At 51.5% G+C, this 21,793-nt stretch carries 22 protein-coding genes; 10 read left to right on the forward strand and 12 right to left on the reverse strand.

Annotation, left to right across the window (positions count from 1 at the left end):
• The first annotated feature begins 63 nt into the window (after nucleotides 1-63).
• Nucleotides 64-606 (forward strand): histidine phosphatase family protein, encoded by a 543-nt coding sequence (locus tag CO251_RS07290; RefSeq protein ID WP_103375142.1) that lies wholly within the window; start codon nucleotides 64-66, stop codon nucleotides 604-606.
• Nucleotides 607-613: 7 nt separating this feature from the next.
• Here CO251_RS07290 and CO251_RS07295 read toward each other — a convergent pair whose 3' ends face one another.
• Nucleotides 614-892, reverse strand: a complete 279-nt coding sequence (locus CO251_RS07295; protein ID WP_103375143.1) for an SHOCT domain-containing protein — start codon at nucleotides 890-892, stop codon at nucleotides 614-616.
• Nucleotides 893-960: 68 nt separating this feature from the next.
• On the opposite strand from CO251_RS07295, the gene CO251_RS07300 reads away from it, so the two are divergent.
• Nucleotides 961-1,503 (forward strand): arsinothricin resistance N-acetyltransferase ArsN1 family A, encoded by a 543-nt coding sequence (locus CO251_RS07300; protein ID WP_207654635.1) that lies wholly within the window; start codon nucleotides 961-963, stop codon nucleotides 1,501-1,503.
• An 11-nt stretch (nucleotides 1,504-1,514) separates the two neighbouring features.
• On the opposite strand, the gene CO251_RS07305 is transcribed toward CO251_RS07300, so the two are convergent.
• Nucleotides 1,515-2,102: a CPBP family intramembrane glutamic endopeptidase gene (locus CO251_RS07305; RefSeq protein WP_103375144.1), complete on the reverse strand. Its 588-nt coding sequence runs from the start codon at nucleotides 2,100-2,102 to the stop codon at nucleotides 1,515-1,517.
• Between the two features lie 202 nt (nucleotides 2,103-2,304).
• On the opposite strand from CO251_RS07305, the gene CO251_RS07310 reads away from it, so the two are divergent.
• Nucleotides 2,305-4,437, forward strand: a complete 2,133-nt coding sequence (locus tag CO251_RS07310) for a DPP IV N-terminal domain-containing protein (protein WP_103375145.1) — start codon at nucleotides 2,305-2,307, stop codon at nucleotides 4,435-4,437.
• Between the two features lie 5 nt (nucleotides 4,438-4,442).
• On the opposite strand, the gene CO251_RS07315 is transcribed toward CO251_RS07310, so the two are convergent.
• Nucleotides 4,443-5,267, reverse strand: a complete 825-nt coding sequence (locus tag CO251_RS07315; RefSeq protein ID WP_103375146.1) for a hypothetical protein — start codon at nucleotides 5,265-5,267, stop codon at nucleotides 4,443-4,445.
• Between the two features lie 86 nt (nucleotides 5,268-5,353).
• Nucleotides 5,354-6,112, reverse strand: a complete 759-nt coding sequence (locus tag CO251_RS07320; RefSeq protein WP_103375147.1) for a trans-aconitate 2-methyltransferase — start codon at nucleotides 6,110-6,112, stop codon at nucleotides 5,354-5,356.
• Nucleotides 6,113-6,368: 256 nt separating this feature from the next.
• Here CO251_RS07320 and CO251_RS07325 point away from each other — a divergent pair, with 256 nt between their 5' ends.
• The gene (locus CO251_RS07325; protein WP_103375148.1) at nucleotides 6,369-6,785 is read left to right on the forward strand and encodes a DnaJ domain-containing protein; all 417 of its coding nucleotides are present in this window, start codon (nucleotides 6,369-6,371) and stop codon (nucleotides 6,783-6,785) included.
• A 43-nt stretch (nucleotides 6,786-6,828) separates the two neighbouring features.
• Here the strand turns inward: CO251_RS07325 and CO251_RS07330 are convergent, their stop codons facing one another.
• Nucleotides 6,829-7,314 carry a hypothetical protein gene (locus CO251_RS07330; RefSeq protein ID WP_103375149.1) on the reverse strand — a complete coding sequence of 162 codons (486 nt, stop codon included), beginning with the start codon at nucleotides 7,312-7,314 and terminating at the stop codon, nucleotides 6,829-6,831.
• 102 nt (nucleotides 7,315-7,416) lie between these two features.
• The gene (locus tag CO251_RS07335; protein WP_103375150.1) at nucleotides 7,417-8,373 is read right to left on the reverse strand and encodes a TrkA family potassium uptake protein; all 957 of its coding nucleotides are present in this window, start codon (nucleotides 8,371-8,373) and stop codon (nucleotides 7,417-7,419) included.
• Nucleotides 8,374-8,515: 142 nt separating this feature from the next.
• On the opposite strand from CO251_RS07335, the gene CO251_RS07340 reads away from it, so the two are divergent.
• A complete protein-coding gene (locus tag CO251_RS07340; protein ID WP_103375151.1) occupies nucleotides 8,516-9,145 on the forward strand; it encodes an FMN-binding negative transcriptional regulator in 630 nt (209 codons plus the stop codon).
• Between the two features lie 212 nt (nucleotides 9,146-9,357).
• Nucleotides 9,358-9,750, forward strand: coding sequence for an aspartate 1-decarboxylase (gene panD, locus CO251_RS07345; protein WP_207654641.1), 393 nt, complete (start codon nucleotides 9,358-9,360; stop codon nucleotides 9,748-9,750).
• A 55-nt stretch (nucleotides 9,751-9,805) separates the two neighbouring features.
• Here the strand turns inward: panD and CO251_RS07350 are convergent, their stop codons facing one another.
• The gene (locus CO251_RS07350) at nucleotides 9,806-11,095 is read right to left on the reverse strand and encodes an MFS transporter (protein WP_103375152.1); all 1,290 of its coding nucleotides are present in this window, start codon (nucleotides 11,093-11,095) and stop codon (nucleotides 9,806-9,808) included.
• The gene (locus CO251_RS07355; RefSeq protein WP_158246226.1) at nucleotides 11,079-13,466 is read right to left on the reverse strand and encodes a TIM-barrel domain-containing protein; all 2,388 of its coding nucleotides are present in this window, start codon (nucleotides 13,464-13,466) and stop codon (nucleotides 11,079-11,081) included. The genes CO251_RS07350 and CO251_RS07355 overlap by 17 nt, the downstream gene beginning before the upstream one ends.
• 268 nt (nucleotides 13,467-13,734) lie before the next feature.
• Between CO251_RS07355 and CO251_RS07360 the strand changes: the two genes are divergently transcribed.
• Nucleotides 13,735-14,673 (forward strand): alpha/beta hydrolase, encoded by a 939-nt coding sequence (locus CO251_RS07360; protein ID WP_158246227.1) that lies wholly within the window; start codon nucleotides 13,735-13,737, stop codon nucleotides 14,671-14,673.
• 132 nt (nucleotides 14,674-14,805) lie between these two features.
• Here the strand turns inward: CO251_RS07360 and dps are convergent, their stop codons facing one another.
• A complete protein-coding gene (dps, locus tag CO251_RS07365) occupies nucleotides 14,806-15,285 on the reverse strand; it encodes a DNA starvation/stationary phase protection protein Dps (RefSeq protein WP_103375155.1) in 480 nt (159 codons plus the stop codon).
• A 238-nt stretch (nucleotides 15,286-15,523) separates the two neighbouring features.
• Here dps and CO251_RS17365 point away from each other — a divergent pair, with 238 nt between their 5' ends.
• Together CO251_RS17365 and CO251_RS07370 are read left to right on the forward strand one after the other, a co-directional pair.
• Nucleotides 15,524-15,685, forward strand: a complete 162-nt coding sequence (locus tag CO251_RS17365; RefSeq protein ID WP_158246228.1) for a hypothetical protein — start codon at nucleotides 15,524-15,526, stop codon at nucleotides 15,683-15,685.
• An 87-nt stretch (nucleotides 15,686-15,772) separates the two neighbouring features.
• On the forward strand, nucleotides 15,773-16,939 hold the full coding sequence (locus CO251_RS07370; RefSeq protein WP_103375156.1) for an MFS transporter: 1,167 nt from the start codon (nucleotides 15,773-15,775) through the stop codon (nucleotides 16,937-16,939).
• Nucleotides 16,940-16,973: 34 nt separating this feature from the next.
• Here CO251_RS07370 and CO251_RS07375 read toward each other — a convergent pair whose 3' ends face one another.
• The 3 genes from CO251_RS07375 to CO251_RS07385 are packed head-to-tail and all read right to left on the reverse strand — an operon-like array spanning nucleotide 16,974 to nucleotide 19,665.
• A complete protein-coding gene (locus CO251_RS07375) occupies nucleotides 16,974-17,342 on the reverse strand; it encodes a hypothetical protein (RefSeq protein WP_103375157.1) in 369 nt (122 codons plus the stop codon).
• Entirely contained in the window at nucleotides 17,339-17,770 is a 432-nt protein-coding gene (locus CO251_RS07380; RefSeq protein ID WP_103375158.1) for a hypothetical protein, read from the reverse strand. The genes CO251_RS07375 and CO251_RS07380 overlap by 4 nt, the downstream gene beginning before the upstream one ends.
• Entirely contained in the window at nucleotides 17,767-19,665 is a 1,899-nt protein-coding gene (locus CO251_RS07385) for an MFS transporter (protein WP_242968427.1), read from the reverse strand. Before CO251_RS07385 ends, CO251_RS07380 begins: the two co-directional genes overlap by 4 nt.
• A 180-nt stretch (nucleotides 19,666-19,845) precedes the next feature.
• On the opposite strand from CO251_RS07385, the gene CO251_RS07390 reads away from it, so the two are divergent.
• Nucleotides 19,846-21,699 carry a YhgE/Pip domain-containing protein gene (locus CO251_RS07390; protein WP_103375159.1) on the forward strand — a complete coding sequence of 618 codons (1,854 nt, stop codon included), beginning with the start codon at nucleotides 19,846-19,848 and terminating at the stop codon, nucleotides 21,697-21,699.
• The last annotated feature ends 94 nt before the right edge of the window (nucleotides 21,700-21,793 follow it).

A 21,793-nucleotide genomic window follows, 5' to 3' on the forward strand; every position in this document is an offset into this window, starting at 1 on the left:
ATTAAACCGCAGTAGAATGACAGTAAAAGCTATGACGAAGATAGCTCGAAAGGAGGAGCCTGAATGGGGCATAAAATTTATGTGATTCGGCATGGACCCGTTCAAATGAACCGGCAAGGCGAGTGGTCTTTATCGGCGACTGGGGTGGCGCTCACCATTGAATTAGCTCGGAATGAATCGTGGGAACACATGGGCTTTTTGTATTATAGCCCCGAACGGGCAGCCCGCCAGACGGCGCGCATTATCGCACGTGTTATAGGTGTCCCCTCACGGTCTAATGAGGAATTACGTGATATCAACGGTTGGGGATTGGCAACGGGCCAAATCATAGGAGGGCCAGGGGGGGAGGACCGCGAAGCCGCCATAGACCGTATAAGTATGTGTCTTAAAGAGTTAATGCGAGCGAATCCCGGTCGGTCCATTGGCGTCGTCGCGCATGGGCGCATTTTAGCCTTGTTTTATAGTCATATGCTGGGGCGCTCGGTGTCGCTGCTGGAGTGGTTGTCGGTTCCGGTTCCCGCCGTGTGTGTCATCGACGGAGATTCATGGAAAATAGAACGAGCTTTTCAATACAAAGAATTGTCTGATAATAATCAAGATTGGTAATAAAGCCCTACCAATCTTGAGAAGGCGATCGCGATTTTAGCAACCGTTCAACAACTTGTTCAAACTCTTTGTCTGTGAGCTCTCCTCGAGCATAGCGGTCTTGAGCGATTTCTAAGGGTGTGGGCTTCGGTTCCGGCAGGCGATGTGCTACCGTGGGGTCGACTAACCACCGGCGCCGATTCCTAGGCCGGCGCAATAAGCGCAAGGAGAAACGCCACAATAACAGCAGCATAAAGAAGTTAAAAATCGCGGTAGGAATTTCGGTAGACGACTGCGGCAACATCATTGGGCACCTACCCCCTTGGCAAGGCTAGCGTTCTTCCTTTATCTTAATAGCTAATGCGGGAATGCTCAATGCTAGCGGTGACAGAAAATTTTGGAGGATGGTTAAATATTGTGGATGTGTCGGTAAGAGTCGCGCAAAGTCAGGACCTTGAGGCGATTCGTGGGATTTACAATCAAGGCATACTGGACCGTATCGCGACCTTGGATGCTGAGCCCAAGAGTCCGGACGATATGATGATATGGTGGGATGCTCATCGAGGACGCTATGGAGTTTTGGTCGCCGAGATTGGACATCAGGTGGTGGGTTGGGCATCCCTCAATCCTTATTCTTCTCGTCAGGCCTACCGCGGAGTAGCAGAGCTGTCCATCTATGTGCACCGTGAGTACCGAGGACAACACATTGGACAGCAGCTGTTAACGCAGTTAGAAATCTTGGCGCGCCAACACCTCTTTTATAAAATTGTTCTCTTTACATTTCCCCATAACATGGCGGGTCAACGGTTGTATACCAAAATGGGTTACCGGGAAGTGGGCATTTTCCAGCGTCAGGGATATCTTGATGGAGCATTTGTCGACATTATGGCCATGGAAAAATTTATTCAAACACTATAGCCTTGCCGGGATTACAGAAGCCCTCGGGATAGGGTCAGATGGCCTAATCCGGGAGCGATCATCGCAATCAGTGTCGCTATCATTACGATAGTTGTTGTCCAATGCGACTCAGGCCCGTAAGGGCAATCGGGAATGGTGCGCATGTGGGGAGAGGGGAGAAGCGGTCGGGTTTTTTCTCCGCTTACCGTAAACCCTAACCACCATTGAGCGAGATTCCAGCCAAAATGCGCCGCGACCGCGGCCCAAAATCCCCACCAAATAAAGATCGCCCCTAAAATCGTACTGACCAGAATGAGGTTGATAATGGCACTATAGGATAGAGTGCCGTTTGTACGGTGGGCCACCGTAAACGCTGCGACTGATACAATAAATGCGGGCCCTAGTCCAATAAAGCGGCTCGCCACTCCTACTAATAGCCAACGAAAGAGGCCTTCTTCGAACAATGCCATCACGAGCAGCCACATTCCCAGACGTAATTGCTTCGGAAATGCGACGGGGTCGCGGACAGGGTGTTGAATCACCTGATTGCTAAGACGCAATAAGCCCCAGACCATCAAAAACGCGACGATACTGCCACTAAAGCATGCCATAACGGTCATCGGGAACCTCCTGCAAATGGAACGAGACATTGGTTGGATCGATGTAAAGCGGGCGATACACGTACGGTGACGGATGGCGGTCCCGTAGGCAACGTCTCATGGTTTGTTCTCTTTTATCATAGTACAATGAAACAGGTATGACGGGAAACAACGATACGACTGACCAGAGATAGTGAATTGGCGATTAGAGGGAGTAGACATAATGCAAACTGACAAGAAAGTGACGTGGGAGCAAATAGCAACGGTTCCCGCGCCTGGGCTCAATGTCCCCATTCATTGGAAGTTTACACCAGACAATCAACATCTGACCTATTTGGCCCCGTCTGGTGATAATCCTGCGCTGTCGTTATGGACGCTTGACTTGTCAACCATGGCGTCTCGGGTTTTGGCGGGTCCAAAGAGCACGCCAGGTCATTCTCTTGAGGAGGAATTGCGACGCGAACGGCAGCGAATGCCGTGGGAAGGCATTACCCACTATCAATTTGCGCACTCTAAGGCACATCGTGTGTTGATTCCACAAGGCAGTCAATTATGGCTCCTAGACATCGACAGCATGGAACAATTTTTCCTGGCACCTGCCGAAGGCGCAGAAGATCCCTACCTTATGGGAGATGGCGAGCGGGTTGTGTTTGTACGAAATGGTCAGTTGTGCTTGTTCGACTCCGTGTCTGATACCGTGCGCGTATTGGCTGAGCCGCGCGAAGCGGGGATGACGTGCGGGCTGGCGGAATATGTTGCCCAAGAAGAATTTGATCGACCCCACGGATATTTTGTGAGTCCGAATGAAGAGTGGATTGCGTTTGAAGAAGTGGATGATCGCCACATCCCGATTTATCCTATTGTTCATTGGGATGAGGAAGCTACGCGAATCGAGACGCATCGCTATCCCTTCGTCGGGCATGCCAATGCGCTTTTTCGCCTAGGTGTGGTGGAAATCGCTTCGGGCGCTACCGAGTGGGTAGACGTCCGGGGTTTTGCAGACGGTTACTTGGTGGATGTCCATTGGTCCCCAGATAATCGACTGGTGGTATCGCTGTTGACGCGTGATCAAAAAACGCTTACGGTGTTCGCCTATAACCCGCAAACCCATCAGCAGACGATTTTGTGGACGGAGCACGCTGATGATTGGATCAACGTGACCCACGATATGTGGTTTTTAGATTCGGGGGCCATTGTGACGACTAGCGAGCAAAATTCAGACGGGTTTCGTCATGTGGTTCTTCGGGAGCCAGGACGACGCGAGCGTTGGGTGACGTCCGGGGCGTTTATGGTCACGCGGATTGTGGCGCTTGCGCCATCGCAGGACTATCTATTTGTAGAAGCCACCAAGGAATCGCCGTTGGAACGCCATCTATATAGGGTGGAGTTAAGTACGGGTCTTATGGAGCGTCTAACGGAAGAAGCTGGGGTGCATTTCACGGTTTTCTCCAAGGACTGCCGCTGGTATGTTGACCAGATATCCAACTTATCGCATAGTCCAGCCGTACGCTTGGTTCAACGCAGCCACGAGGTTGCGCCAATCGTGTTGCATCAGCCTATCGATGCACGAGACGTGGCCCTATCAGAGCCAGAATTAGTGGAAATCCCCGCTCATGATGGCACCATCTTGTATGGCGCAGTGTACCATCCCCAGCAGATGACGGAGGAGAAGGCCCCTGTTGTCGTCGCGGTCTATGGGGGCCCTCACGCGCAGATGGTGACGAGAGACTGGCGTCTGACGGTGGATTTGCAGGCTCAGTATTTAGCTCAACACGGGTTTTTTGTCCTTAAGGTCGATAACCGGGGAAGCGCCAACCGCGGCAAAGCTTTTGAAACCGCGATCAATCGCCGCTTTGGTACAATTGAGCTCGACGACCAGATTGCCGGAGTGCAGTGGCTCGGCGATCATTATCCTGTCGATCTCAGACGTGTGGGGATCTACGGGTGGAGTTATGGGGGCTATATGACGCTTAGTGCGCTTCTTAAGGCGCCGGATGTATTTTCTGTTGGCGTAGCAGGCGCTCCCGTGGCAGATTTTCGCTGGTATGATACAGCCTATACCGAACGCTATATGGGTACCGATGAGACAAACCACGAAGGATATGAATACGCATCCACGCTAAATTTTGTACACAATCTGCAGGGGCAGCTGCTGATTATTCATGGCTTCATTGATGAAAATGTCCATTTCCGTCACACAGCCCAAATGATACAAGCGTTGACAGCTGCTCATAAAGACATTGCGCTGTTGGCGTTGCCCAAGACCCGTCATATGCCCCGTGGCTATGATGTGTTGTACATGATTGCGAAAGGCCGTAGTGAATTTTTTGAAAAGCATTTAATGGGCCAAGCTTGACTGACTTATGATGTTGCCATGGGAGCGACCATCATCGCTTTGGTGTATCCCATGACAAATCCCAATTCGCTAGCGTGACGCTCCGTGGCGCTGCCGGGGTCGGTTTGGATAATCGCCCACTCGCAGTGGGCCTCGGCGGCCATCTCTAAGCGCTTGGCAATGAGCATGTGATGGAGCCCTTGATTGCGGTGGGTGAGTTGTGTGCTGGCGGCAAAAAGCATGGCGATGGGGCCTTGAATAGAGATTGCGGCCGCGGCTCCCCAGACGCCATGCACTTTTGCTAACACGCCCGTCGAGCTGTCGTGCTGCAAAAAGCATGTAGCAAATGTGATGTCGTCAAGAGAAGGCGGACCATCGATTTTAAAGCCGGATGCCACAATGTGTGCCCATTGGGACACAAGCGGCGTGTTTTCTTCAACTATCTCGATCGAACCGACTGGGGGGAAGAAATGACGCGGTCGAGAACAGAGTGGCTTATACCAAACGTGGGTAAAATGGTCGAGGCAATACCCGTGGTGCGCCAACACGCTGAGCCATGTGGGGTCTGAAAACGATGTAACCTCTATACGTGCAGGCATGTCAAACTGATCATAAAAGGACTCGATTGCGGCTAGGTCGTTTTCATTGCCACGGCATGGCAGGCCGAACCCTGACGCATAACTAAGTGGCGACAGGTGACCTGCAAAAAGTGCTTGTCCTCCGTCCCGGGACATGTCTGCGAAATCTCCACCTGGCTCATAAGTCACATAGCGCGCTAAATGCTGCCGGTGCATGGTGGTTTCGGTTTGTTCAAAGGCTTCTACCAAGTCTCTATCCAATACGGTCCTCATATTCCGCCTTCTTTCGATGACGTAGATAGCAATAATCTTATCAGGACGTCGGGGCTTTATGGGAGTGTGTTCACATCTAGCGTGAGCTAAAGGACTCGCAAGGTGGCGTTGAATGGGTTCGTGGGCTTCGTGGCGAGAAAAAAGGCGCGGCCTGAAAATTGTGGGTCAGTGGACAGAGAGACGCCTTTCATTATCTGTATCGCAGAGAATCCGGTCTCACGGAGCAGCTGCGCCACCATTGATAGTTTATAGGCTCGTTGTTGCAGGACAACATCGGACCTAATCCATTGGCGGTCGTGCAAGATGAAAATAGTCGCATTGAAGGTAGCCAGTCGGGACCGTAAGTCGAATTTGCTGTGAAACGTTGCGACGTGGTCGGGATGAATCATGGCGTCAGTGCGAGTCCACTGTGCTTGATATTTTTGTAAAGTGTTGACGTCAAAGAAAAATTTTCCTCCTGGCTCGAGCGTGGCGAAGACGCGCGAAAAGACTGCCATTAAATCGTCTGCCGTGAGCATGTGATTTAAGCTGTCAAACAGCGAGATTACGGCACTCGCCGGGTGGTCGCACGCGAATGTGCGGGCGTCTTGCAATAAAAGCTGTGCGCCAGGTGCTTCCCGTTTAGCATAAGCGAGCATGTTGGGTGAGTTGTCGATTCCGGTCACCGCAAATCCTTGAGAGACCAGATAACCGGCGGTCTGTCCGGTTCCACAGCAGAGATCGATGATATGTCCCCCAGGCGCTAGCGCTGACAACAATACCCGGGATAACACGGGGCGCACCGTATAAGAGTAGCCCGCCCAATGCCGATAGTACAGCCAAGCAAAATTATCATACTCGGTCATGCTGAGCCTGCCTTTCTATGGGGAACATGAAGCCATAGTCTCTTCGAGTCAATCCATCACGTGGCCAAAGAGTTTATGGTTTGTCACAAACGAAGTGTATGATGGCCCCATGGATGCGTCAAGACTGAAGGCCGACGGGCCTAAGGTTCACAGCGTTTGGAGCGAGTATTGTTCCATGCTATGATGAGGTTAATGATAAAGGGACGGTGACGACAATGTACATGGGAGATTTTGCTTATGGAGGCGAGGATGGTCCATGACACGCCAAGATGCGGCGGATTTGTTAGGCGTTGGTGTGGATGCTGATCCTCAAGAAGTCCAGCAAGCATTTCGGCGACAATCGCGGCGCCTTCATCCCGATAACGGGGGAGAAGCGTCCCAATTTATTTTGTTGCAACGCGCTCGGGATGTTATGCTGAATCCTGCTGATGCAACTCAAATGAAGGCACAGATTAGTCCTGCACCCTCTGTTAAACCCTTGTTATCCTATCCGGTGCGGTTGTCTATTGCCGCGATAAGGCACCCCCACTTGCGTTCTCGCGCCTTGAAGACATGGATCGCTATTATCGTCGGGCTACCGCTGGTCTATTTGATTGCGCATGAATTGTTCGCGATCGTCATGCTTCCCCTTATGGTGGCTTTGATAATTTGGATGGTGATTCGGTCGCGGTAAAAATCGGGCCCCCATCATAGTGCAGGGGGCCAACGATATCTACTTAGTGAGACGGGCTGACTTCAAAAATGCCATAGAGGCCGATACCGCCATCCTCTGAAACAGGGCAAATATACGTATAAATGCCAGCTTGGTTTGCCGTGAAATGGGCTTGGCCGCTTTCTTGGGGATTGGTGACGCCAACCTCAGAGCCTACAAAGGCAAGCGGCTTGTGTGCTGCACTTTGCGGGTTCTGAAATGGTGGCTTATCAGCAATCAAGCGCCACCCATGTGGATTGGCTGTGTCTTGGTTTTGGAAATTTACGGTGACGTCGGATCCTAAGGGAATAATGATGCGCGGATCGTCGAGTCCACCAATATGAAACATCACATCTGAAAACTCTCGCGATAGGGCTGCGACGTCCATCTGGACGTGTTGGTTGTGGAAGATAATGCGATTTTCTTGGGAGTCTACACTAGCGTCCGGAGGAGGTGTCATGGCAAAATGCGTAAAGTGGGTACTAGTCGCTGATTGCAAGTGCTGGTCCATTATTTTCGTCTCCTTGTCTGACCCAAAGTGCCCTAAACAAAATCAGGACGGTCCGTGCTATTATGCGCGCAGCAGACGGTGGGCATACCATGCGACGCGGATTCAGCGGATATCGGTGGCGGTTAAAAAGAGCACGTGATCGTCCGCCTCCAGTACAGGATCGTGTTCGACGCCTAAAATCACATGGTGCTCATGCACAATACCCAGCAAAATGCCGGGATAACGGTGGCGAACTTGGCTCAAAGGCAGGCCGACCCACTGTTCTTCTATGGTCCGCTCGCGGAGCACATAGCGCTCTGAGCCTAATAAGCTCAGTAAGAGGTCGGCAGCGTGCGGGGTTTCAAGGCTTTTGGCTACAGTCTGGCCTAATAAATTATCGGCGGCGACGGTATGCTCGACACCTAAATCCTTTAAGGCTTCAGCCACTTTGGCACTTTGGGTGATAGCCATAATTGGTAAAGTTGGTGCTAAATGTTTTAAAGCAATAGCTGTTAAGAGCACCTCGCCATCCGTGGCTCCTGAAACCAACGCTTGCCGTGCCGTCTGCGGACGCGACTTGGCCAATACTTGGGGATTTGTTGCATCACCGGAGATCAATCGAACGCCTTCAGGAACCGAGCTAGGAGGCACATCAGCTACGACCACGACTTGAGATTTTTCCTCGATAAGGTCGTCGAGCAGATGGGCGACAGTGGCGCTAAATCCATACACGATCAAATGGCCGCGATGGTCCCAAACTTTTTCCAACCCTAACACTCTCCTTATGTGTATCGACGCAAGAATTGCCGCCCAACCAGCAAATACCGCACCCATAAGCGGAATGGTCGTTAACATGACCCCCATGGCAATGACGCGGCCTGCCGTATTGTGCGGGGTGACATCTCCGTATCCTACCGTAGTCGCCGTGGTGATGGCCCAATACAGGGCAATGAAGAATGAGGTATGCTGCGTGATGGCAAATAACGTCGCACCACCAATCATGCACAAGACGGCCATCACAAATAACACGAGAATCTGGTGTTGTCGAATTTTTTTCCAGAGTACAATAAAGATAGTCACGCGTCCTATCCTCCTTGGCGTTATTTTACCGCGAACCACGACAGGACGCCTGCCGTGTTGGCTTTATCAAGACGTAAAACGATGGCGTGGTACAAATTAGTGATGACGGCAATAGCACTGTGAGTTTAGAAAGGTGGACACTATGTATATTCCGAAAGCCTTTCAGCTTCCCCCGAGCGAATTAGCGAATATCTTGTGGCAATACCCTTTTGGCGTGTTGACTTCTGTTCAAGGACAAGACGTTGTGGCGACACATCTTCCTTTGTTGTATCGAGACGGAGAAAATCCGCAATTACTAGGGCATTTGGCGCGGGCGAATTCTCATTGGCAAGGATTAGCGGGGGCGTCTGTTTTGGCCATCTTTTCCGGACCGGATGGGTATATTTCCCCGGAATGGTACGGGGAAGAGTTCAGCGTGCCGACGTGGAATTATGTAGCAATCCATATTCGCGGGACCTGTGAAATTGTCGATCAGGCTCCGGGTATTGCCGACATTCTTCAGGCCCTATTAAAGCGCTTCGAACCCCAAACGAAGGCTCTGTGGGAAGAAAAGTTAACCAGGGCGCCCTATGTGCAGATGTTAGAAGAAATTGTTGGCGTGCGTATTCATATTACAAGTGTCGAAGGCAAAGCTAAACTGGGGCAAAATCGCTCGGTGGCGAGTCGCATCGGGGCCATCTTAGGGCTTAGACGTACGAATGAGCCGGTGAACCACCGTCTTGCCGCTCTTATGGAAGAAACGCTGGGGCCAGATGATCCATTGGAGTCATAATAGCAACGGAAGGATTCATTGGACAAAATTTCCGTAGAAGAATATGGGGTCAAGAGGCCGCGATTGTTGGCATAGTCATTCCAAGGCGAGCTCAGGGAGATAAATGGACGATATGGGACTTTATGGCGTTTTGACAGTCCTATAAGCGGGTGGTAAGGTATGGACGGTAGTTGGTAACATGACGCGGGGTTAAAAGAAAAGAGGTGTCGGCTTTGCAGTATCGCATGTTAGCCGCAAAAATTCACCGGGCTACGGTGACCGAAGCCAACTTAAATTATATTGGGTCTATCACTATTGACCAGGCGATTTTGGACCAAACAGGGCTAAAGCCCTACGAAATGGTTCAAATTAGCAACCTATCTAATGGGGCGTTGTGGCAGACGTACATTATTGCGGGGCCTCGTTTTCAAGGGGATATTTGCCTCAATGGTCCTCCTGCGCGGTTGTTTAGCCCCGGAGACTTGGTCATTATCTTGGGATTTCGTCTCTATAGCGAAGAGGAATTAGCGTCATATCACCCAGTGGTCGTGTTTGTGGATGAACGCAATCAAGTCACCGAAGTCGTGCACGAAGAAGCACCGTTTGAGGTACATGGGTCGACCTAGGGATTAGAATCATCGTGCAAAAGCCGTCTGCTGGGTCTATCCCCATGACGGCTTTTTACACGGTCAAAGACTCTGGTGCTTCTACGACACTTTCAGGGATACTAAAGCGGTAAATGGTCCAGAAGGCTAATGCCATAAAGACGAGGGGAATACCGCTGATGAGGGCACGAAAGCCGTCTTGCACGCTAATAGAGGCATATCCGTGCGCATTAGCATGGTATCCTGTACTGTGAAGCACAATATAGAGCAACAGCGCTTGCACGGAGACGCCGAGACGGAGAATAAATCCATTGATGCCGTAGAAAATGCCCTCACGACGGCGGCCCGTTTGGCGTGCATCGTAGTCAATAATTTCGGCCATCAATACATCAGCCAACGTTAAAAATCCTGCTAATCCTGAACCTAAAAACACAGCGCTCACAAGGACCATAAGCGGTCCATGGGCCCATAACAACGGTAGTAAGCCTGCGGCAATCCACCCTATAGTCCAACGTATGGACTGATGGGATCCAATTTTTCTCACCAGTCGTGTCCATGGTAAGATCAGAATCATGGCAGTGACAAAGATACTGGCTAAGACGAGGGACAGCATACTGTGGGACAAATGCAGAACATACTTCGCATAAAATGGAAGAACCGCCGGCACGAGCCCTAATGTCAATTGGACGAGGAAATTCATGGCGAGGAACTGGCGAAAGCCTTGCTCGTGCCTTAGAATACGTGGGCTTTCCCATAAAGACCAGTGTGGCAGAGACGCTATGGAGGGTTCCTCGTGGGAACCGAAGAGGGAGAGGAAGAATCCAGCGGTTCCGATAGTCGCGAGGATGAATCCCATGGCCGTCCACCCCAAATGGCCGTATAAAAGGGGAGGGGCGGCAACCCCAATCAACAGAGCAATAACTCCCACGACTTGTCGGGGGAATTGGGCCCGTGTGCGCTGTTGGACAGAACGAAACATTTCCGGGAATAAACTCGTCCAATTAAGTACCACGGTCAAATAGGTCAGGTCAAAGAACATGACAATGAATAAAAAGTATGCCGGAAGCCATTGGTGGGAAACCACCGGGTGCCAGAGAAAGAAAAAGAGAATGCCAACCGGGAGGCTCAATCCGGCAATATACGGGATACGGCGTCCAAACCGGGTGCGAGTACGGTCTGACCATTGGCCAATGGCGGGATTTAACACGGCATGCCAAACACTTTGAACGGCCATTGCGGCGGTAATCGCGCCTAAAGGAGCTCGAAGATGGTCAATATAGAAGAACAGGGCAAAGGTAGCAAACGCTTGACTAAAGATATTGCTGCCTAAGTTACCAAGCGCATACCATTTAGGCCGAATAGCCATCACGGGAATCTCCTTTCTTATCATGCCATAAGCGAACGATACAGGTTAATGGGGTTACAGCGCCGTGCAAAGAAAGTACGACGGCGCCCTCAAACGCCGCAAACTGGCAACGGCTACCTGGGTTTAAGCGTACCTTGACGGCGCTATGAGTGCCTTTTGGCAGGTGCGTTGCGTAAACGGGCATAGCTATAGAATCATCCATGGGACACAAACTCCCAGCTCTCGGTTGATACTGCCAGACCAACGTGCCGCCACTTGGCAATGCCCATTCTCCTGTGGTGGGATCATCACCACAACTCATATAGAGGGTGAGGTATTCAAGGGCGTGTGGCAGATCGGTTCCAGGCCCTTGTCCAATGGGGATGAATGAGTCTACAATGCCTTCCATTACTTCATCTGCAATCTCAACCCCTTCCATCAGGGGGAGGGTGGCGCCAAGGCGTACGTACAAAGGCAGGCGGTCATCGGGAATGGCCGCTGAGATCCACTGCGGGCCCGTATATATTGTATTGGTCCACCAGCAGCGCCACGATCCGGTGGGAAAATAGAGACGGTGTTGCTTAGAAGATCGTTTCGTCACTGGAATGACCAAGAGATCGGATCCGAGCATAAATTGTTGATCCAGCGTCCAACTGACGGGGTCGGTGGGAAAAACCATATACATGGGACGCACGAGGGGCAGTCCGACCTGGGTGGCTTGCACGGCTAAGTGGTGAAAATACGGATAAAGGGCAGTATGTAAGCGGGTATAACGGGTATAGACCTCTAAAGTTTCCTCATCCTTGGTGAAATGCCAGTTTCTGGGGCGTGCCGTGCCATGATGGGTGCGCATAACTGGCAATAGGGCGGCCAGTTGGAGCCAGCGCCAGTATAAGAGACGTCCAGAGGGCTTGGTCAAGCCAAACGTCATATAGCCCGCGATATCAGTAGCCCAGTAGAAAAATCCTGCGACTTGGGCGGAAAGCACTTGGGGAATGACAGTGGGCAAGCCGTCAGCTTCTTCAAAGTCTGTATCGGAGTCTCCGCCCCACATGACCGGAGCCAGGCGATGCGTTCCAACCCATGCGGAACGGACAAAAAACGTATAATCCCCTGATGGGCGGGCGTTGTCCCAAAAAGTCCGGTTAATCTGCTGCCAAAGTAAAGGATACCGATTATGGGTATGCCAGCCTGTCGTCTTATCAGCCATGATGGCGTTAACTGGGAGATATTCGCCAAAATCGGCCATCCACCCATCGAAGCCTAGCTGCCGCGCTGGCTCAAAGAGATGCGTCGAGATCCAACTTTGGGCGTTGGGATGCGTCAGGTCAAGCTCGCCATGGGCAATTCCTAAAATGGGAATGCGGACAGGTAAGCCTGATGCATCTTGCACGAGCATGTGGTCCTTTAATGCCTGTTGATATAAAGGGGTGCCTTCTGTGACCTCGGGGCAAAAATATCCAAGCATCTTAAAGCCGGTCGAATGGAGCTGATGGGATAAGGCAGGAAAATTAGGGTACAGACTCTGGTCCGGCTGATGCGTCAAAGGGCGCATCCAAAACCGCCGGGCGTTTTGTTGAGAACCCATCCAGTCTTCAATCCAAATCGCACTGGAGGGGATGCGCTTATTCCGTAAAAATCGGCTCAGTGCCTGAGCTTCAGCCTGGCCTTGTACGCTATCATTCCAAGGAGCAAATATCCACGCGGGAGGCTGGGGCGGGCGTTGGAGGACGGCGAATTGGCGTGTCATCACCTGTTCGGGATCCTTTCCCGCAACAACGTGCAATGTTGTCTGATGCGACCAAATTTGGGCGCGCCGCCATGTTGATTGGAGGTGCCACCGGATCATTTCAGTAGATTCAAACCATGCGCTATATCCCGCTGAACTCAGCCATAAAGGGACCGATGCGTAAGAGGCATAAGGACCTTTGGGAAAGGGAACAAAGGGCAAAAACTTCAGCCACCGTGACCATCGTCCGAGTCCGACGGGTCCTTCTTCTACCCATGAGTCAAACCGTGCGGGGGGATGAATACTGTGCGTGTGTTCGCCAAATCCCTTCCAAGATTCTGCCGCGGGAGTTTGCCAAACGATCTCAAGCAGCGCATCGGGATATTCCGTTTGCACCTCGATAACCGTGTGCCATGGCTCAATGGTGGTGAGCGTTAGGGTCAAGGCGAGATGACGCGCACTTCGCAATGTCACCCGTAAGACGCTGGAATTTAGCCATTGGACATCTCCGGCCACAATGGGAACGATATGGGTAGGGCGTCGCCGAATGAAATCCCACGCCATCACCCGCCTGATTTTAGGGGGACGAGTTTCAACGATGCGCCACGACGAAAAGGGCCATCGCATTAGCGTTTGGTCGCCGTAGCCAATCTCCAAGGACAAATCGGCATCCCTGAAGGTGTAGCTTATTGGATAGGACCCTTTTACATGAGGTGATGACATAGAACGGACATCGGCTCCCCTGGGAGTTTTTCTTGATTATATCAGGATTGATAGGGGGCATAAGCTTTTAAAGGTCTTAGATGATTGATAAATGCAAAAGTCTTTAGGGATGTTCGTGCCTCGTTCCCGACGATCGAGTATAACAAAAGAAGAAAGGAATCGAACGGGCCCCGCATATTCGGGTTCCCCAGCAAAAGGGAGGATAACTGTGCCATTAGATCCGACTGTCCAAGAATATGTTACGCGCATTCAAGCGCTCCATGCCCCTGCGTTGCGAACGTTAACGCCCGAACAAGCTCGCGAAGGTTTTGTTGCGAGCCAGAAATTGTTGCAAGCCGCGGCGCCTATGACCCCGAACATTCTCACTGAGGATTTGATGATACCGGGCCCTTATGGCGAAATTCCCGTGCGCGTATATGCTTCCGCTCATCAAGAGGCTGTTCCTTTAGTCCTGTTTTTCCACGGGGGTGGCTTTGTTTTAGGTGACATCGAGTCCTATGACCATGTAGCTCGAGCGCTACAAGCTGCATCGAGCGCTGTCGTGATATCAGTCGGCTACCATCGGCCCCCTGAGTTTAAGTTTCCCAAACCGGTGGACGAATGTTTTGCAGCCTTGCATTGGGTTATGCGTCACGCGACGGATTGGAATACGGACCCTCATTGCCTTTTTGTGTCGGGGGACAGCGCGGGTGGTAATCTTGCTGCGGTTGTGGCGCAAAAAGCGCGACACGATGGAATCACGCTAAGGGGACAGATTCTATTTTATCCGACAACTGATATGCTTGCAGTCACTGCCTCCAAACAAATCTTTGGTACACAATATTTGTTGCAAAATGATGATATGGCATGGTTTGGAGAGATGTATTTGCGCACCGTGGAGGATGCTCTATTGCCCGAAGCCTCGCCTGCTCGGTTGCCCAATCTAGCGGGGCTGTCACCAACGTTTATTGCCACCGCAGAATATGATCCATTGCGTGACGAAGCCGAGGACTACGCGCATGCATTGCAGGCACAAGGCGTCGATGTATGGCTTCGCCGATATGAAGGTGTCATCCACGGATTTGTTTCGGTGCCGTTTTTCGCCCAAGCTAGCGCGGTTATGCGAGACGCCGCGCGATTTATTCAACAACATTGCGCTCCATCTTAGACGGCACTTGCCGTCTGACAGCTAGGTCTATTTAACGCCAATGCTTGCCGCATGGCATGGCGTCTGACGATAAAAGGAAAAAGCCACGCGTCCATGACAGGGGCGTGGCTTTTTAAGTACCTTGATGCCCGATTAGTTCACGTGCGATTCTACAAACCATAAATCTTTATCCAACTGGCGGGAAACTTCGGTAAATAGGTCGGCGGTATCGGCATCGCCTAAAGCTGCGGCTTCGTCAATGGCCCTACGCATGGAATTGGCGACGTCACCAATGACATCGGCTAGGCGATGGATTATCACTTGGTCTCGGCGGTCTGATGCAGTCCATGGCGCAAGCGTTGTGGTATTTGAGATGGTTTGAGCACAGGTATCCACGGCTGCGCCCAGAGTCGTCACGCGCTCGGCAATCATATCGACAGCTTCTAGCACGTGGCTTGCGATCTCATCAAATAGTTGGTGATAGGCAATAAAGTGAGGCCCTTGAACATTCCAATGGGATAATTTGGTTTGGAGGTAGAGGTCGGTCATCAACACCAATTCCTGATTTAATAGGGCGGTCAATGCGGTACGATTTTCAGCCGAGAGATCTATCCGTGTGGAGCGTAACATCATTTATCACCTTTCCTTTCTATATAGGAATATATACTATAAAGGAATTAGTGTCAAGAATTCCTTGGGGGGATGAAATTTTGTGATAGCTTATCAACGTCTTCCCTTGGACAATACAAGCCTCAGGTTTCCAAAAAATATTTGTGATAGCATGAACAAACGTAATGTGAAATGGTTCACAATATCAGAACATCATGGTAGACTATTTTCAACAACCTGAGAAGTGAGAGGAGAGCATGCTATGGGGCAACATGTGATGTCTGCACCAGACAGGGAAACTTCCCAGCAGACTTTAGTGGATAAATTAGCGGTTGTCGTGCTCCTTGGACTCGCAGCGGCCGGAGGATTATCGGTATTGGGTCTGGTATATGCGGGATTGGCTACTGTCGGACACGTGTTGTAACAGAAGTACAACGCCTCCAATAAAACGGAGGCGTTTTTTGCTGTCCCCTTCTGAAAAAAGCGTATCATCAAGGAGGGGGGGAGGTTCGTGCGTGTCCGGCTATGGGCAGTCAATGGGGCGGGACTGGCTTTTAACGTCTCGTTTTTGATGCTGGCGTTGTTGGTCCCGATTGATGCAACGCGTTTAGGATACCATGCTTGGGTTGTGGGATTGTTGGCTGCAACGCCTGGCGTTATGCAGTTACCCGCCCGCATTTTAAGTGGGCCATTGACAAGTTTTTTTGGAGAACGCCGCCTGCTTTTGATCACCTTTGCCGTGGGTGCTTCGGCAGGCCTCTGTGCGGCCACAATTGATATTAGGGTCGTTGGGTTGATTCTTGCGCAATTGTTGATTGGAGCGGCTCGGGGGGTTTTTTGGACGGCTGCCCAATCGCTGGCGTCCAAATTGGGGAGTGACCCAGCGCGTAATCTGGGTCAGTTTACCAGTGCCACCAAAGCGGGAGCGCTATTGGGAATCGCCACCTCGGGATCAGTTGCCGGGATTTGGGGAATGCCCGTAGCATTTGGCTTGTCCGCGTTCTTATCGGTCGTTGCTGGGGCATTGGCTTGGACATTTCCCACGTTTGCTACGGCGGCTACCGGGGCTGACTTTATGAACGCGGTGAAATCCCTAGGACCAGTGGCGAAGAAACCGGTGGTCGTGGTGAGTGGTTTGGTTGCATTACTGACCGCACTGCCGCAAGCTCTCGCTCAATCTTTTTATCCTATAAAACTCTTGAGCTTGCACATGTCAGCACAAGACGCGACCGCTATCACGGCCTTGCAGAGTTTCGGCATGATTGCCGCGGGATTAGGCGCCACAATTCTATTGCGGCGCTGGGGATTTCGACCCGTGATACTGGGAAGCATTGCGCTGTTAGGAATGTCTGTTGCCCTATCGAGTACAGGCACTGCAACGCTGGTAGCTGTGTTCTTGTTATTGGGAGGCATTGCGGCGGGGCTTTTGAATGTCGGATTTCTCAGTGCGGTCACAATGTATGGGGATGCCTCTCAGCGAGGACTGTATTTTGGAGTGACACAAGTGTATTTTGTGTTGGCCATGATTGCAACCCCGGTAATTTCTGGTCTGCTGGTGGTAAAAACCTCATTGTCTGCCATGTTCTTAGCCGATGGGGTCTTTACCCTAATAACCGGAGCCGTGGTGTGGGGATTGTGGTCATGGGGTTTTCGCCGTGCGGAGCCCATTGCACCGTGATAAAACGGCAGGCTTATGCCTGCCGCTTTTGAGATTAGGCTGGTCCATCGTGCAGAAGACGTCGCATTAATTCATTGAGTAGCGCATCGGTATCGTCTTGATTTTGTACAGGCGTTGCCACCGCGCGTGGCTTTTCGCGTAGCGGCGAAGGTTCGGGTAAGGGTGTTTGAGGAGTTGGCTGACGGCTCATATGCAGGCGCTTGGGAACGACCGACGCATAAAAGCCTGTGAGGCCTACGACGCCTAACACGACGAATAGCCCGCCAAATATGGTGGCCAATGCGAGGCTTGCCGTCCATATATGATGGGAGTGAGGTGCCGGGAAGCCAACGATAGCAGGCGATAAGATGAGCCATAGCCCCCCTAAAATGCTGAGTCCTGTCAGCCATGAAGCGCTTTTCATTTGAGTCCCTCCCCGCGTGCGGTCGTGTGAGGTTGATGGTCTTGGGAGATGTCGAGCAAGACGTCTTGGGCGAGTTGGCGCAATTCGCGCTCCCAACGTTCTTCTTCGCTTTCGGGGACAACCACTTTAGGCTCTCGCGCAGTGGAGACGTCTTTAATGTCCTTAGAGGAAATGGCCTGATCGGGAGCTTCACCTTGCGAGAAGGTTATCTGCTGGGGAGTCCATTGTTGGCGTAATTGACGGATCCACAACGTTAAGGCAATGCCTGAAATGAGGATCATTCCCAACCCTGTCCAGAAAAACGTCTGGGTTGTTTGGTTCCACGGTCCCGGCGCGTGACGCATGTATAGCCATGGGCTTGCCGTAAGGACAGCGGCTAAGATGAGACTCAAGGCGCTGCTGGTAATCGGCCAAAAATATCGTCTCATTGTGCGATACTTCCTCCTTTAGTGCGGTGTGTTGACATGTTCTTGGCAAATCGTTTAGGGTCTGTGGCAATCATGAGGAGAGACAACGAGCGCTTGAGCAAGGCTTGGGCTTCAACGCTGTCATCTTGTTTAAGCTTTTGACGACTTGCATAAATGCCCAGCAAAGCAACGGCCAGATAACGGCGCTGTAACGGATCGGTTGGGCTTAAGGAGGTCTTGACTTCGTCTTCGCTGTAGATATATTGCGGTCCGCGAAGTAAGGACGCGATGGCGGCAATGAAGGAGATTACCGCTGAAAATATAAAGACGGTGCGTAGGGCGCTCATAAAGGGATTCGCAATCAAATGAGGAAAGAATTCACGGCTGATGAGCACTTGCGTACTGGTAGCCGGGAGACTATGCAACACCGCTGCTGGTAAAATGGTTTGAATTGGGTTGTATCCGAGCAGGGCCGCAAATAGGGCGGCAATCGGGGGCAGATGGGAGAGTCCGGCGACTAAAGTCGCAGGCAAGTGAAAGGCCTGAAGCCCATGGCGCATGGCGTCAGGGAGTTTTTGATTCAGACCACTGATGACCATCGTGAAGAACAGGCCCATACTGAGCATCATCCCTGCGTTCATAAAGGTGGAACGCATGCCGGATGCTGCCCCGCGGTAACGGGCAGGGACGCTGTTCATAATGGCTGCAGAGTTTGGCGAAGCAAACAATCCCATGCCAATACCAAGTAAAAAGATTGCTCCCGCAAAAGTCCAGTAATGAAAATCGGCCGGCAGGCTTGTTAGCCAAAGAAAACCAGTGGCGGCGACGAGCATGCCTGCTAAGCCAAACCAACGGGCTCCAAATCGGTCCGAGAGGCGTCCGCTGACAGGACCGGCAATGAGAAAGCCTACCATTTGTGGGAGCGTGTCAATTCCCGCCTGCAATGGGGTGTTGACAAAGGAGACACCGTGTAGGGGCAGCCAAATGCCTTGAAGCCAAATAATGAGCATAAACTGCAGACCGCCTCGGGCCACAGCGGCCAGAAGCCCTGCAATATTGCCGGCACTGAAGGCTTGATTGCCAAACAGCCGCATGTTGAACATGGGTTCTTTGATGTACATCTCAGTAACAACGAAAATGGCTAGCAGCACAAGCCCGCCAATCAGGCTGATCAGAACAAAAGGACTGCTCCACCCAGTGGCATGATGGCCATAAGGCTGGATGCTATAGGTCAGTCCCAACAATACGCCCAGAAGTCCCACCGCAAAGGTGATATTGCCGATCCAATCCAGGCGCAGCGGAGAACGCGGTCGACCGGATTCTTTCAGGGCGACATACGCCCAAATGGTGCCCAACAGACCAAAAGGGACATTGATTAAAAAGACCCAGCGCCAATTAATGGCCGCCATCAGTCCACCTAAGACGATTCCAATGACCGCACCGCCAATCCCAGCGACTTGGTTCAGTCCCAGGGCAAAACCTCGTTCATTTGTAGGAAAGGCATCGGTCAAGATGGCTGCACTATTGGCAAACAAGAAGGCTCCGCCAATGCCTTGGACGACTCGAAAGATGATGAGTTGCCATTCGCCTGCTGTTCCGTGGCCCCATGTAATAGACAATAGAATAGAACCCAGTGTAAACACCGCAAATCCTAAATTGTACAAACGTACGCGACCATAACTGTCTGATAAGCGGCCAAAGGAAACCAAAAGAATCGTGGTGGCCACGTTAAATCCCATCAAAACCCAAAGGAGCAATCCGGTTTGCCCAGGCGCCAAGGGATTGACGTGAATGCCCCGAAAAATAGCCGGTAAGGCGATGATGACACTCGTGCCATTGATAGCGGCCATTAAAATGCCCAAGGTGGTGTTAGACAAAGCGATCCATTTATAAGCCACGCCGTGCGTTTTGGCCACACTGTACCCCCCAATCAATCATAACGTTAACGTCAATGTATATCTGTCTTGTTGATTATATCGTCTTAAGCAAAAAATAGTAAGGGACGTCGTGTTTTCCACATCCCAATGAATCCACCCATTGAAAAGATTTGAAGCAGCTGTTAGTATACTGACTAGTCAGTACAAAGAGGTGAAAACATGCGCTCGCTCTTATTAGGAACCCGTAAAGGGTGGTTATCCATGGCGGCTATTGCGATTGTCCCATTGCTGTACAGCGGGGCGTATTTAAGCGCCTATTGGAACCCTTATGGGCATCTTAATCGTCTGCCTATTGATGTTGTGAATCAAGATCTTGGGGATCACGGAAAATTTCTCGGCCGCGCTGTCGTCAAAAAACTGCCACGGGGATGGGATATTCATCAAACCACGCAAGCTATGGCACAGCACCAGTTAGAAGAGGGGACAGCGGATTTAGCCATTATTATTCCCAAAAATTATACCCGACGAATTATCCATCACCAATCGCCGACGGTGTCGTTTGTTGTGAACCCCGGCAGCAATTATCTCAATGATTTGGTGATGCAAAAAGAGAGTATTGCGTTGACGAGCGAACTCAATAAGGCGTTGCGTAATGTCAGTCTCGCGGATATGCGATACAATCTCAGTCACGCAGCGTCTGATACACATATCCTCAGCAACAGCACTATGGCGTTGGGGCAGGCCGGGCTGCGCCTTGCGGCCGATGACCACCAGTTGGGTCAAGCGCTTATGAGCGCATCCTTAGGGGGGCAAGAGCTCTTTCATGGGGCGATGGGGATGTCCACAGGGATGAACGATTTAGCCCAGCATCTTGGCACGCTTTCTACCACAATGCAGCAAGTGGCTCAAGGTGCCACCAAGACGGCTCAGGGGATTAGTTCAAGCCAACACATGCTGTTAGATGCCGCTCAGCAAGAAGAGGCCGTGCTGTCCATTCTCTCTCGGCAGATTCAAGCGATGGCGAGCCCTCAATCGACACAATCCATAACGCAACAACAAACGCAATGGGCAGCAGTAGCGCAGCAGCTGTCTCAAGAGCAGGGAAAGCTTGGGGCACTTGAAAAAGCGCTAGACAATCCTTCATCAGTCACCTTATGGCCCCAAGAAGCAAAAGCCTTGGCAGAAGGAGTCGTGCAGGCGGATCAAGCCGCCAATACCTTAAGTCAACGTAGTAAGATATTAGCTGCGTCCCAGGAAGGTCTGGCTCAGAAGTTATCACAATCGGCTTCTGCCGCTGAAGCCATGGGATCAGGCGCTATGCGTTTGGGGTCACATTTGCATACGGTAGGATATGATACCCAGGTTCTGGGGAAAAAGTTGCAGGAAGCTGCAGGTGATCTCAGTTTTGTCGCAGAACCGGTAACGGGGAAGTTTGTGGCTCTCGGACCGCACAGCAACTACGGTAAGGGGCTCTCTCCCTATTTCTTGGCGCTGTCACTTTGGGTCGGAGCTTTGGTGGCGACAGTGATTGTACCAGGCGGTACCCGCAAGGGTCTTGCTCTGCGTCAATGGACCAGTTTAGGGCTGGGCTTAGCGCAAAGTATCATCTTATCTGCGGGGATCTTGTGGCTATTGCCTATGAACCCCGTTCACCCTTTAATTTTTTGGGAGACGATGATAGCCATTGCCGTGACCTGGTGGACGGTTATGCGTTTGTTATCGGAAAAACTAGGAGATGGAGGGCGGCTTTTAGGTATCGTGCTTTTAGTGGTCCAGTTGGCGGGCTCAGCGGGCACTTATCCCATTCAGCTCTCACCCCCCATATTCCAAGCCATTCATCCATACCTTCCCATGACATGGGCTATTCATCTCCTTCGCTACGCAATTTCCGGAGCTTTAGCTGCCAGAGTGGGGCGCAATGTTTTGTGGTTGGGGTTGGTAGCCGTGGGGGCCTGGGGCATCACTCAGTTTATTCCGGGCCGCATCCCTTTTAATTCCCCACCGCTAGAAGAAGGGTTGGACGAAGCGGCTGATGTCTCGGTGAGTATTAGGGGTGCTGCTCCTCCTATGTAATAGGGTATGCCGTATGAATTGAAAAAAGGCCGCTTATTCAGCGGCCTTTTATAGACGAAACAACGAGAAAGCGCCCGCGGAGTAACCTGCAATG

It is taken from the genome of Sulfobacillus sp. hq2 (assembly GCF_002903155.1).
GTDB lineage: Bacteria > Bacillota > Sulfobacillia > Sulfobacillales > Sulfobacillaceae > Sulfobacillus > Sulfobacillus thermotolerans.